Origin of the sequence: Bradyrhizobium sp. 147, from assembly GCF_023073935.1 — a bacterium.
Taxonomy (GTDB): Bacteria; Pseudomonadota; Alphaproteobacteria; order Rhizobiales; family Xanthobacteraceae; genus Bradyrhizobium.
On sequence record NZ_JADPKL010000081.1, the window covers coordinates 1 to 13247 of the forward strand.

General features: G+C 59.6%; 6 protein-coding genes and 3 pseudogenes. 7 read left to right on the forward strand and 2 right to left on the reverse strand.

Going from position 1 to position 13247, the window contains the following annotated elements; genetic code table 11:
* Window positions 1-85 precede the first annotated feature (85 nt).
* Window positions 86-985, forward strand: a pseudogene (locus tag IVA87_RS19125) (IS3 family transposase); the annotation flags it as partial.
* An 11-nt stretch (window positions 986-996) separates the two neighbouring features.
* Here IVA87_RS19125 and IVA87_RS19130 read toward each other — a convergent pair.
* A complete protein-coding gene (locus tag IVA87_RS19130; RefSeq protein ID WP_247334579.1) occupies window positions 997-1545 on the reverse strand; it encodes a hypothetical protein in 549 nt (182 codons plus the stop codon).
* 1312 nt (window positions 1546-2857) lie between these two features.
* Here IVA87_RS19130 and IVA87_RS19135 point away from each other — a divergent pair.
* The 4 genes and pseudogenes from IVA87_RS19135 to IVA87_RS19150 all read left to right on the forward strand — a co-directional run.
* Window positions 2858-2998 (forward strand): hypothetical protein, encoded by a 141-nt coding sequence (locus IVA87_RS19135; protein WP_247276091.1) that lies wholly within the window; start codon window positions 2858-2860, stop codon window positions 2996-2998.
* Window positions 2999-3013: 15 nt separating this feature from the next.
* Window positions 3014-3259 (forward strand): hypothetical protein, encoded by a 246-nt coding sequence (locus IVA87_RS19140; protein ID WP_247334580.1) that lies wholly within the window; start codon window positions 3014-3016, stop codon window positions 3257-3259.
* A 2360-nt stretch (window positions 3260-5619) separates the two neighbouring features.
* Window positions 5620-7176 (forward strand): peptidase S10, encoded by a 1557-nt coding sequence (locus IVA87_RS19145; RefSeq protein ID WP_247334581.1) that lies wholly within the window; start codon window positions 5620-5622, stop codon window positions 7174-7176.
* 255 nt (window positions 7177-7431) lie between these two features.
* A pseudogene (locus tag IVA87_RS19150) lies at window positions 7432-7881 on the forward strand (hypothetical protein); the annotation flags it as partial.
* Window positions 7882-8282: 401 nt separating this feature from the next.
* Here the strand turns inward: IVA87_RS19150 and IVA87_RS19155 are convergent.
* On the reverse strand, window positions 8283-9677 hold the full coding sequence (locus IVA87_RS19155) for an FAD-binding oxidoreductase (protein ID WP_247334583.1): 1395 nt from the start codon (window positions 9675-9677) through the stop codon (window positions 8283-8285).
* Window positions 9678-10705: 1028 nt separating this feature from the next.
* On the opposite strand from IVA87_RS19155, the gene IVA87_RS19160 reads away from it, so the two are divergent.
* Window positions 10706-11029 carry a hypothetical protein gene (locus tag IVA87_RS19160; protein ID WP_247334586.1) on the forward strand — a complete coding sequence of 108 codons (324 nt, stop codon included), beginning with the start codon at window positions 10706-10708 and terminating at the stop codon, window positions 11027-11029.
* 278 nt (window positions 11030-11307) lie between these two features.
* Window positions 11308-13114: pseudogene (locus tag IVA87_RS19165) on the forward strand (ABC transporter ATP-binding protein).
* Window positions 13115-13247: the final 133 nt, after the last annotated feature.

The window sequence follows — 13247 nt, forward strand, 5'->3', positions numbered from 1 at the left end:
CGTCGCCAACCTTCAGCGGAGGGCCAAATCGCTAGGCTTCCTGTTGCAGGCCATTCCGGGGGACGCCAATCCGGCTGTTTCTTAGGAAGGCCGCAGCCTTCTTCGCGAAGGAAGCGACATGAAGTTCGTCTTCATCGCGAAGCACCGGACGATCTGGCCGGTGGCATGGCTATGCGATGCGCTGGGGGTGTCGCGGTCGGGCTTCCATGCCTGGCTGAACCGCTCGCCCAGCGCCAGATCCCGCAGCGACGAGGAGCTCGGCGGCAAGGTCAAGGCCAGCTTCATGGCGAGCGACCGCACCTATGGTGCGCGCCGGGTGTGGCGTGATCTGCTCGCCGATGGGGCGGACTGTGGCCTGCACCAAATCGAACGGCTGATGCGCCTGCAAGGCTTGCGGGCGCGGCCGCGACGCCGGCGCTTGCCGAAGGACAGCGGCGATCGACAGATCGAGACCGTGCCGGCGAACCTCCTTGACCGGCAGTTCGCCGCCGAGCGGCCGAACCAGAAGTGGATCGCCGACTTTACGTATCTCTGGACGGCCGAGGGCTGGCTCTACGTCGCAGCGGTGATCGACCTGTTCTCACGCCGGGTGGTGGGTTGGTCGATGAGCGCCGCCATGACAGCTCAGTTGGTAACCGATGCCCTGCTGATGGCCGTCTGGCGACGCGGCAAGCCGGACGCCCTGTTGCACCACTCCGACCAGGGCAGTCAGTACACCAGCGAGCAGTTCCAGCGTTTGATGGCCGACCACGGCATTCTCTGCAGCATGAGCCGTTCCGGCAACGTCTGGGACAACGCGGCGATGGAGAGCTTCTTCTCGTCGCTCAAGACCGAACGGACCGCCAACAAGATCTACCGAACCAGAGACGAGGCACGAGCCGATGTGTTCGACTATATCGAAAGATTTTATAACACGATCCGCAGGCACTCGACCATCGGGTATCTCAGCCCGGTTGAGTTCGAGCGCAAGGTGGGATTAGCTTAACCTGGTGTCCATCAAACCGGCAGCAGCTCACCCCTTTGTAGGCGGCCCAAACGGTGTTCTGGCCGAGTTCCTTGGCCGAAACCGGTCTGGCACACGTCACAAAAATCCAGGCAAATGGCGACGCCCATCAATGCGCTTTCTGTAGCAAGGACACATACCCGGTCGCCAGCCGTGACATTTTCCATGCCCCAACCATCGTCGGCGTAAGGCGCGATCTTGTCGTAGCTCAAGCGCTCCTCTCCGTAGCCGTCGTAGATCCGGGCCCGGTTGACAATCCCGTGGTCGGTTTTCTCATGCCAAGTTCCTGGGATCAGAATTTCGGGCGCTTCGAGCTCGTCCGTAACATCCCGGTCTCGAATGAGCTCGACGATCTTCGCACGCAGTTCCGGCGAGACAGTTAGCTCGGGCCACACAACTGCGATGCAGTTCTCCTTCAGGGCTTGAGCAATCTGCTCAGAAAGTGCGCCGTCTGCTGACGGCGCTTCAACGCTGGCGACCCTGAAACGCTTATCGCCTGCTATGGAGCAAAACTCTGGCTTGAGCTCTAGGGCCTTAGGCAAGCACCCATCTTCCATTTGCGCGCGTCCGAAGCCGTCGTATGCAACGTGCGAGTATCCACGACCTGGACAGGGTAGCCCTGTATTACAGCAGGCAATATTCGATGGAAGAGTAAACCCCGCTTCGAGTAGGGCTGAAGCCTTCGAGCTGGGCGCAGTGCGCTCACGCCTTGCCGCGGAATGAACCAGCATCCAAGCTGCTCGAGGTGCCACTCACTCGGCGCAATCGGCCACTGCGAACGCCGCTCAGCAAGCACCCTGTCGATTTCCCGTATGAGGCCGCCTATCCTTGACGCCGCCAGCTCAGGCGTCTCATCGGACAACGACCACGAGAGATGGCCGTCTCCTATTGAGGAGGCGAAGCTCTCTCGTGCCTCCTCGATTCGCTTTTCCGTGAGATTCCGATAGGCCTTGTGCACGCTTCCCGGAGCATTCCTAAACAACATGTCGAGCTCGATCAGCGCTTTCCTGAGCTCATCCCGACTGGCATTCGTGATCAGCTCCTGCCGCTCGGCAAGCTCTCGCGCTCCATTCTTCCAGGCGTCAAAGGCTGACGTTTCGGCTTGGCTATCCACGGGCCCAGGCAAAGTTTTCGTCCAAATCAGACCAGCAATATTTTTCCATCGATAGGCGTGCGCAGACGATTTTGCAATCCACTCGACTGGTTGCTCACACTTCTCGGTCCTGTGCCGAGCGCCAAGCCTTTTCGTTTCCGGAGATGTGCAGAGCCGCGGGGAAAATCTGCACAAACCACGGCGGTGGCAACGAAAAGCTGCATCCTTCCTCTGCGAGGAAAAGCCGTGGCACCTCGGGGCATGGCGTTTCTATCAGCGCCGCAGCTACTTCGCGGTCCAGATTACTGAGACCTGTTAGCTGTAGGCGACTGCGGTTGATCCATAATTGGCGAGTTGGATTCAGGCGGACTACTTTCCAGCACATCGCAGCCAGTATGCCGGAGAATGCGGTGGCGCAGTTGCGTGCTCATCGAGGCGTCCGAACGGGTGCGCGGCTGCTGATCGAGGGATCGCCAGATGTGCTCGATCGCGGCACTCTCTTGTTGCTCTCGAAAACAAGGTTGGCATTTCAGCGATGCGAATTGGTCCGACTCGATGGCTGCGAAGCCGCTGTGAGTAGGCGAGCGCACAAACTGCTCGCTCGCGGAGCAAAGCACGGCGCGCGCCGCGCGCGACGTGACCGGTCTTCAATGGATGACGCGATCGCTTGAAGGGAGCGCGAGAATACGTTCACGGGGCGAGTCGAACCATAGTGATCACGAAGAGTGCTACCCGCGTAGTCCTGACGGAACGAGCCACGTTTGCACAGGGTCGGTTCGGTCATACGCGGGCTCACCGTATTCGGGCATCCCTCCATCCTGTTCCTCGTGCCGTTGTCGGTGAGGGAGGCGGCTCCGAACTTCGGCTTGACCGATCCGGTGTTCCTGCCGCCGTTCTCGTAGGCGACCGGCGGGCGGATGGCAGGTCCGCAAACAGAAGAATTGTACGACGACGTCTCGGCGAGCGTGCTGCGTGCCTTGAGCGGATTTCTGATGTCGGTCGCCTTGATCGTCCCGCTTGGCCTCGGCGTCGGATGGTGCGCCCAGCTCCGAAATCTCCTGAAGCAGTTCACCGAGATCTGCCAGAACACCGCATCGCTCGCGGTACTGCCTGATCTTCATCCTGTTTCTGGACATTCGCGAGCTCTCAAGATCACGATGTGATATATATATATATATAGCTGCGCCTGGTCGCTCCTGCTCAACACGATCGCGGCGGTGAAGCAGGTCGAGCCGCTCCGGATCACGTCGGCGCGGACGATGCGCGCGCCACCGCAGCAACTGTGATCCTTCCGGCGGCGCTTCCGACGATCGTCGTCGGCATTCGCCTCGCGAGCGCCTCGGTCATGCTCGTGCTCGTCGCATCCGAGATGGTCGGTGCCAAAGGGCTATTTCATCATCAACAGCCAGCACAGTTTTTGATCCCGCAGATGTACCCTCGCGATTACAGTCGCCGAGCTTACGTTCAGTGCCATCCTGCAGGTGATCGAGGGACATTTCACGCCATGGAAAGCGTGGCCTCTGCTTAATGGTCCGCAGAGCTCCTATACAGCGGGTGGACGAGCTCGTCGCGCCGTTCTCGAACCGGGTCTGGATGTACCAGCCATGTCACCCACGATCCTGGAGCGCGATCGTATCAGCTGGTTGCTTCCGACGACGGAAGCGATGGAAAAAAATAGAAAGTGGGCGATTGGCCTCACTGACTGCGGGATGCGTCCGCGCCCATTCTGGCCGCACCGGAACGGTGATCGTGGCCAGTGGCACCCACGCTCGTTCGAGCGTCACCGGATCGCGCAACTGGGCGACTGTGTCGGTGCGAATGTCCAGCCACTCGAACGATCGACCATGGACAGTGACAAGCTGAGCGGGCCGGAGTGTGGCGAAATGATCTTGACCAGAAACCCTTATCACTCGACAGACTCGAATTCCATGTTCTAGAGGAGTTCAAGATGATGTTGCCACACTGTTCAACTACGGGAAGTAGTGGCTTGACGGTCCCCGGCCGGAAGACCGCTAGAGTGGCCGCCCCATGGCACCCCGTTCCGTTCCTAGAACAGAAACGCTGTAGTGAGGGTTTCTTTGTCCAGAAAGGCTTAGTCGGCGTTATTTGCAACGGCAATACTGCCTCTGAGACAACGATGCGTGCAGCTCCGATTGTCCTGCGGGTACGTCTGACCTTCGACGAGCTTGATGCATGCGATCTGATCTTCAGTCCGCCCACTAGCGTGGGGCGAAGTGATTGCGGCACTTCGCCCCACAACGGACGTGCTCGCCCGGCTCACTCGAGAGTGCACCGGAGTTCGTGTCGCGACATGCCGCCCTCGACGAGGCGACCACCCGCCTGGATCGAAAGTGATGAGAGCTATGCCATCCGGTTTCTTTTGCCGGCAGAAAGCTTGGATCAGAACTGGCCCTAGTTTGGTATCCCAGGTTTTCTGGGAAGCTCCCACTGAGCATCAGTCCGGTCACTGTGGTGCCAGTTCGGCGGAGCAATGCCGCAGCAAGCAAGGCCGCCAGAGCATAGCCGAGCCCCTGGCAAAATCGGCCTGACCTCGCAACCTGATTTCGCCGCGGTCAACCCACACCGCAAACAACGCGAACGCCCGCGAAAAAGTCCCTTGCGTGTGCAGTGCGGTCGTGTATTGTTGCAGTGCGGTAGCGCCTCGCGCGACCGCCGTCCTCCTTGGGCGTTTCCTCCCTAGACTTGGGCCGCTTGTCATTCAAGCGGCCCTTTTTTCTTGCCAATGCGATCGGCCTTCGCATTTGCGACATAAACCTGACAAGGTCTTAAAACCGAATTGTCTCAACCACCATTTTTTGCGAGCGCCTCCTTACCTATGCTGAGCGCAAATTATGGTGGCGCGGAGCTTTTGATCCCCTAGCCCGTTTCGTTCCAGTTGCGGATTGAAACGCCAATCCTCTGGGAGATCAGGAATTCGTGCCGTCAGCGGTACTAAAGCGCGACGGAACTCCGCGCGCAACTCACGTCGAAGAACATCCGGCAGGAGCGATCAAGGCAGGTTTCCCAATCTGCTTCCTGAGCGTGCATACGCTGGGGCAACACAATGCGCGCTCACGAGTGGTGTCGCGTTGGTTCGCGCAATAGGGCCCTCGTATGCAGCGCAAAGTTCAACATGCATCTCGGTCGTGAGCAACGTAGCGTGTTGAGTTTGTCCGCCTTCCCGCTTGCCGTGCTACATCGCTCCAGATTTGTCCCAGAAGCCACCGCCCAAGCGGCTATAGCCGAGTGCACGAACCGCATCTATGCGGCGAGATTCAGTGTTCCGATGCAGCGCACGTCAGACGCTCTTAAGGCATCCGTTTGCTCGTCGAAAAGATTGGCTTCTTCAAGCACCGCCTCCTCACTCGCGCTGCTGCCGATCGCCCTGAGGTGAATACTACCGGACTTGGTAGGTTTGGTGTTCCTCGATTGTCAGCTAAGTCGTTGGCCCTTCTTGGGAGACACGCCTCGTGCGCTCCAAGTGTGGCCGGGACGAAAGTGCTTCCGGGACGGGGGAGACTCGATGCAATTTGATTGGACTGCGCTGCGCCGCGCCTCTCTTGCGCTGGCTCTGTTTGCCTGTGGCGTGATGGGGAGCGCTTGGGCCGACAATCCGCCGTCGCGCCCCGAGGCGACAACGCTGGCCGACCAGAAGGGCAGTCCCAGCGCGCGCGGCGGCCAAACACCTAGCACGCCGTCAGCGGCCGAGCAGCATCGCCTTCCGCCGGACTCCACCACGAGTCAAACGATCGAGCTGCCCGGGCGGACGCTCGCATTCACGTCGACCGCAGGTTCCATCCGCCTGTTCGACGAGAAGGGCGAGCCGCAGGCCGACATCGCATACACCTCCTATCAGCTCGATGGTGGCGACCGCGCCACACGCCCCGTCACGTTCTTCTTCAACTGCGCGCCTGGTGCATCGTCGGCCTGGCTACAGCTCGGCAGTGCCGGTCCTTGGCGGCTGCCGATCAATGCCGACGAGGTCACACCATCGACCTCTGCGGAGGTGAAGCCCAATGCCGAAAGCTGGCTCGATTTCACCGATCTCGTCTTTATCGATCCGGTCGGGACTGGCTATAGCCGCTTCGTAGCGACTGGCGCGGATGTCCGCAAGCGGCTCTTTTCCGTGGACGGCGATGTCAACGCGCTCGCCGTCGTGATCCGCCGCTGGCTCGAAAAGCACGATCGCCTGTTGTCGCCAAAATATGTCGCGGGCGAAAGCTACGGTGGTATTCGCGGGCAAAAGGTGGTGCGCCAGTTGCAGAAGCAGCAAGGTGTCGGCGTGAAGGGCCCGATCATGATCTCACCGGTGTTCGACTTCCGCGACTTCGGCGGCACGAGTCTTCTTCAATACGTCGCAAGGCTGCCGAGCTATGTCGCAACCGCACGCGAAGCCAAGGGGCCGGTGAAGCCGGCCGATCGAGCTTACGCTCGCGGCGAGTTCTTGACCGACCTGGTCAAGGGCACCGCAGACAAGGAGGCGGCCACGCAGCTGGCCGACAAGGTCGCCACGCTAACGGGAATAGACCAGGCGGTGAGCCGCCGGCTCGCGGGCCGCTTCGATGTCGCCGATTTCCGCGGCGAACTCGACCGAAAAAACGGCAAGGTGACCGGGCGCTTCGACGCTTCCATGCGCGGCCTTGATCCCTATCCGGATTCTAGCAGCTCTCGCTCCGGCGATCGCTCAGGGGAGGCGCTTCTGGCGCCACTGACCAGTACCGCCGTCGATCTCCTCACGTGCAAGCTGAACTGGCGGCCGGATGGCTCCTATGAGCTAATCAACGGCGCGGTCGGGCAGGCCTGGGATTTCGGCCGCGGTCCCGCGCAGTCGGTGTCGGAGCTGCGCGAGATCCTCGCAACAGACGCGAAGATGACCATGCTGGTCGGGCACGGCCTGTTCGATCTCGCAACGCCCTATTTCGGCTCGCAGATCGTGCTTGATCAGTTGCCCGCGTTCGCCGCGGCGCCGCGCGTCAAGGTCGCGGTCTATCCGGGCGGCCAGATGTTCTACTCGCGTGATGCATCGCGCCAAGCCTTTCGCGCCGAGGTCGAAGCGATGATGAAGCCGCGGGCGAATTGAGTCACAAGCAGGCGGCGCTCCGCGCGTAGTATGCCAGCGTTTTCTTAGCACGAGACCAGAACTGAAATCCTGGCGCCAGCTTGCGAATGTTTTTGGAGATGTCCGGCCGCGATCGTTCTTGCTCGAGGGCCGGCCGCTTTCTTTGACGGCCTCACCGGGCGCAAATAGCCTACGGGCAGCGGTCCATCGTGCGCCGGGCGTTCTTCATAGCGGATTGTTCTCGGCCCACCTGAGCGCCTCCTCATAAAAGCGCGCGCGATCGACCGGGTGGCGGGGCTTGCTAATGCGTACAAGTTCATCCTGCGCCTGCGCGGGGGCCAGGGCCCGGCCGCCGGTGAGCGCGGCGTCAAGCTATCAGGCGGTGAGCGGCAGCGCATTGCGCTTACGCGCGCCTCTCTAGCAAGGTGCGCCGGTGTTGGTCCTGGAGGAGGCGACCTCAAGCCTCAACTCGGAATCAGAAGCTCTCATCCAAGAAGAGCGATGGAGCGGCTGATGAAGGGCCGCACCTCGATCCCGATCGCTGTTGACGGTGCGCGTCTCGACCGCATTCTGGTGCTTGATTACGACATCATCAGCAAGCAGGGCTCCCATGCTGCCCTGGCTAAGCGGCCCGGGCGGAATCTATCGGCCTCCCCCTTTCGGGCGCCTTATTTCCGTGCGCCAGCCTGCGGGCAGTCGCGTTCCGCCACCGCCTTCGGCGGCTGAGGCGATGATCATGATCGACCGTGCCCGCTGGACGGCATCGCGAAACAACAATTGAGAAATTGCAAGCTGTATCCCGTGGCTAGCAGGGACGGCATCGCCTGAACTGCCACGAGGGCGACACCGTGCGGTTAGCAGTCTCGAAGCACTGAATAGCTAGGCATTGCCTCCTTGACCAGGACCGAGCTCTATCCTCGCCAAAGGTGAGAGCCGAGTTTGAGCCGAATTGGTAATGCGACCAGTTCGAGCCCGTGCCGCATCGACAATCTCCTTATGGATGTCGAGCGAAGCTCGTACCCTGCGAGGACGCATGGCCATGACAAGGGTCGGGCCTCAACCTGCGGAAACGCCGCACGCACGTTTGGCCCTTCAGGTCGAGCTCTCCGCTCCATCCTCGCATCCTCTTACATCGTGAAAATTCGTCCCCGGTTCAGGATATTGCTAGGATCGAGCGCTCGCTTGAGCGTACGCATTGTTTCGATTTCATCCGATGTCCTACTCATATTCAGATACGGCCGCTTAACTATGCCGATGCCATGTTCCGCTGAGATTGATCCGCCGAATTCACCGGTGATCTCATAAGCAAGCCTCTCTAGTTCCTCCCGTCTGTCAGGCGTGTGCTCGTGATGTAGCTCGATATGCAGATTACCATCGCCGACGTGACCGAACACAATCGCGAACGCTCTGGGGTCGATGTCTTTAATACGCCCAACAACTGTCTTGACATACTGGTCCATCTGATTGATGACGATGCTGACGTCGAGGGCAATACGTGCGGCATAAGGAAACGTCCGGGCAAGTTCCAAGCTGCAATCTCGGATACGCCATATCGCTGCTGCAGATGCATTCGACATCGAGAGCGTCGCGTCAAGGCTCATGTTCGCGCGCATTGCCGTATTGAGCAGCTTTTCGAGATCGGCATGGACACGATGGGCATCGTCACCGGAGGCCTCGATCAAGACATAGAACGGATGATTGACCGACAGCGGCCGGGTCACGCCGCTCACGCGCTCCAGCGCGAGGCGGTAGTACTCGTTCCACATCACCTCGAATGCCGTCAGTTCTCCGCCCAGATGTTTTCGCGCCATCCCAAAGATCGAGATGACTCGTTCAAAGGAGGGCAGGCCGCAAAGCGCCACTTGCCTCTCTATAGGGGCGGGGAAGATGCGCAAAGCGGCCCGCGTCACCACGCCGAGAATCCCTTCGCTGCCGATGAAAAGCTGTTTGAGGTCGATGCCGGTATTGTTCTTGATGTATTTGTGCAAGCCCTGTAGCACCGTGCCATCAGCGGTAACGACTTCGAGGCCGAGGATCAGGTCGCGCATCATGCCGTACCGGATCACGCGATTGCCGCCGGCATTGGTTGAGATGTTGCCGCCGATCGTGCAGCTACCGCGCGCGCCGAGATCGAGTGGAAACATGTAGCCTTCTTGCCCGACCTGTTCCTGCACTTTCTGTAGCGGAGCGCCGGCCTGCACCAATGCTGCGCCCGAGGAGGTGTCCACCTCCTGGATCGCATTCATAAGTTCCATTGACAGCACGATCTCATTCGGATTCGGCAGAGCGCCGCGTACCAATCCGGTCATGCCGCCCTGCGTCGTTAGAGGCACTTTTTCACTTTGACAGAGCCGGAGCAAGGCGGAGACATCTTCCGTCGTCCTTGGTCGGACGACCGCTCGCGGCTTCGCGACCGGTTTACCAGCCAAATCGTGGTAATAGCGAGAGTCAATGTCCGTGCCAGTTAGCACCGAACTTTTGCGGAGCGCCTTGCACAGTTGGTCGATGAAACTGTCGGTCATGTCCCTCACTCGAGTTAAAAGTCATGGCATGTCCCGATTAGAACGCTACAGCGCTCTTGTTGACGTGCAGGGGAGTTCTCGGCAACCTTCTCGAGTTCATTGAGAGCCACAAGTCGCGTCCGCGCATCATTGTGCCGATCTAGCAATGTTTACCGGTAACTTCCGACCGAACCCCACTGCTCTCGAAGCTGCGTTGTGTTTTCGCAGTAGCAATCGGTGTGCCACTCGATGAATCTGATGCGCAGCTCTGCTAGCCAGAAGAAAGTACTTGTACCTCCCAAACGCGAAGCGGCGCCTTGCATTGGGTCAGAACGAAATTCTGGCGCTGGTTGCGTCTGGTGTTGGGATTAGCTCAGCCGTGTTCGACAAGGCCGTAAGGTATTCTTTCGGGCCCAGATGACCGCAGATCCTGTTTGGTTTCCGGCAAGTATGACGACTGTCGCATTCTAAACACTAGCGGTCACCCGGGCGGCGTCCGGTTTTCCCGTCACAAACAACAGCTTAATACGTTTGCATGATGCTGGCACGGCTGTTGCTATTAAAGACAGCGATAGCGGCGTAAGACGACTGATGCTCTGTTGCAGTTGTTCGAGTCGCGAAGACATTCGAGCTGTCAATTGCATCGTCATGTGCTGCAGCCGACTGCCAAAAATGCAGTTCGGCTGCACCTCGTTGCATAGTGCTGGAGCAAGAACGAGGCAATGGCCAGACCGAGCAGATCTGTTTCCGCAATTATCGGGCGCTTGCGCAGCGCGTCCTATCTGAAAGGAACGCGCGGCTTTCCCGACGTGACACAAACTGTTTGCGTGCGCGACATTGTGTGCGCAAGAACAAAGGCAAGACAAATCTCTTGCGCGACTTCAAATCGAGCGTTCGCCAGAATAGCGTCGGAAACGGCGTAACAGGATCAGACCATTGAGCGGCGGTTGCGCGTGGCTCGGCGGCATAAACCTAAAGCAGCAATGTCGCACCTGTTTCATGGATGGACGTGTGTGCAAGCCGGTAATGTGCACCTGGTGAAGGTTAGGATGCGATCTGAAGTTCGTTTATGGCGTGCCACAACGATTGCGCTCGTTGCAAGTGGTGCCGCCAATCCAGCGGATCTCGAGCCTGCAGTGAACATGCCGCGGGGACTGTGGGGCTGGACCGAAGGATTAGATTGCGTGCTCGTCGGCGGCCAGTACGGCGGTAAGTCCTTCAGCGACTACGGTCCGTCAATCGATCGCGACGTCAGCGATACGTCTGGGCTTTTGCAAGATAGCAACATCTGCGACAAACGAAAGCTGCTGTGGCGGCGACATCACCTACCGACGAGCATTGAGGTGGGCGCGCTCACGCGCTTACCGTCTTGAAGGTAGCGCGGGATGGATGTGTAAGTAGCGCCTCGTTCCTCAAATCGGCGAGGGTCCACCTGATCGTGACTTATTCGACGATTGTGCGCCGACGCCCGCTATTCTCGCAGGAGTTTCGGCAGTGCCGTTGACCGCCGGCGTTCATAGAGGCTATCGTCCAGCTCTTCCAAAGCATCCAACAACCGGTTGTTTTCAATGACCTCCCTGTCGTGTCTTGCGCCATGCTGCGCCAATTCAGATGGAGTCGGCTCGCGCTGTCAGTGCGGCCGGATCGCGCCATGAATGTTCACCTTGACGAGCTACCCTCCGCAATCCGCGAGGTCATACCGTTCGTGTTTCAGCACTGGCTGAAGCAGCCTGTCCGCCTCACGATCGTTCTCGTCGGCTTCTTAGGTGCGTCGATCGCAGACCTACTGATGCCGGTTTACTCGGGCCACCTCGTTGACGCATTAACGTCGGGTCCGCACGATATGGCCGCACGGCATGCGGCGCTGGTTGCATTCGGCGGCATCATCTCCCTTGGTCTCATCTCGCTCATCCTACCGTTTATAGGTCTGAAGGCGAGTGTGCCACTCACGCTGAAGACGATCGCCGATGCAACATGCGAAGCCTTCATGCGGGTGCAGCGCTTCTCGACCGATTGGCACACCAATTCCTTTGCCGGCTCAACCGTTCGCCAGATCACGCGTGGCATGTCTGCGCTCGACCTGCTCAATGCCACCGTTCTGATGGCATTATGGCCGTCACTCGCCGCGCTCGTAGGCTCGATGATCCTGCTAATCCTGCACTGGCCCGGGCTCGGCAGCGTGATCGCGGTCGGCGCGGTTATTTATGTCGCGATCACTATTGGCATGACGATCGGCTATATTGCGCCAACGGCACGAATATCAAATGCCTGGTACCAAGGTCGGCGGCACACTGGCGGACGCGCTCACCTGCAACGCCGTGGTGAAATCATTTGGCGCAGAGAGGCGCGAGGATGCGCGTTTCAATGGTGTCATCAACCAATGGCAGGAACGGGTGTCACGCACGTGGCAGCGGGGCAACGCCAGCTATATGGTGCAGCACGTGATGCTCTTGTGCTTCCGCTGTTTGGTAATCGGCGGCGCCATTCTGCTGTGGATAGCGGGGCGGGCCTCGGCGGGCGACGCCACCTTTATGCTGACGATCTATTACGTCATTCACGCATATCTGCGTGACGTCGGCATGCACATCAACAATCTGCAGCGTTCTGTGAACGACATGATGGAACTTGTTACTATTAGTCGAGAGCCGATGGGAATCATCGATGTAGCCGGTGCTAAACCGATCGTTATCCGAGGCGGAAGGATTACATTCGAGGACGTGACCTTTCACTATGGGGGTCACCGCGCGCCATTGTACGATGGCCTGTCGATCGACATCCGCGCCGGCGAACGCGTTGGACTTGTCGGCCGTTCCGGTTCGGGCAAGACTACGTTTATCAAGTTGGTGCAGCGGCTCTATGACCTCTCCGGCGGCAGGATCCTGATCGACGGCCAAGATATTGCCAAAGCGACACAGCAATCGCTGCGCAGCCAGATCGCGCTTGTGAAGCAGGAGCCGATCCTGTTTCACCGCACGCTGACTGAGAACATCGCCTACGGCCGGCCCGAGGCCGACATGGCGGCGATCGAGCAGGCGGCGCAGCTCGCCAATGCGCATGACTTCATCCTGCGGCTGCCGAAAGGGTATGGCACGCTGGTCGGAGAGCGCGGTGTAAAGCTGTCGGGCGGTGAGCGGCAGCGGGTCGCGCTCGCGCGGGCGTTCCTAGCGGACGCGCCGGTGTTGATTCTGGACGAGGCCACCTCGAGCCTCGATTCGGAATCGGAAGGGCTGATCCAGCAGGCGATGGAGCGGTTGATGAAGGGACGCACTTCGATCGTGATTGCGCACAGGCTATCGACGGTACGCAACTTCGAGCGCATTCTGGTGTTCGATCGCGGTGAGCTCGTGGAGCAGGGCAACCACGGCTCGCTGACTCGGGCGGGCGGCATCTATCGATGGCTGTTCGAACCGCAGGCCACGGACGATGGGCTCGGCGAGCCCGTTCAACAAGTTCGCTAATGGAGTGGCTCGACCTGATCCGGCTCGACATCATGAGGACGTCCGGGAGCCAAGGGGACTTTGTCAATAGCATTTGTGAGCATCATCCGCCTTCCGTACCCCGTCTGGTCCATGTGCCTTGATTGGCTGGACA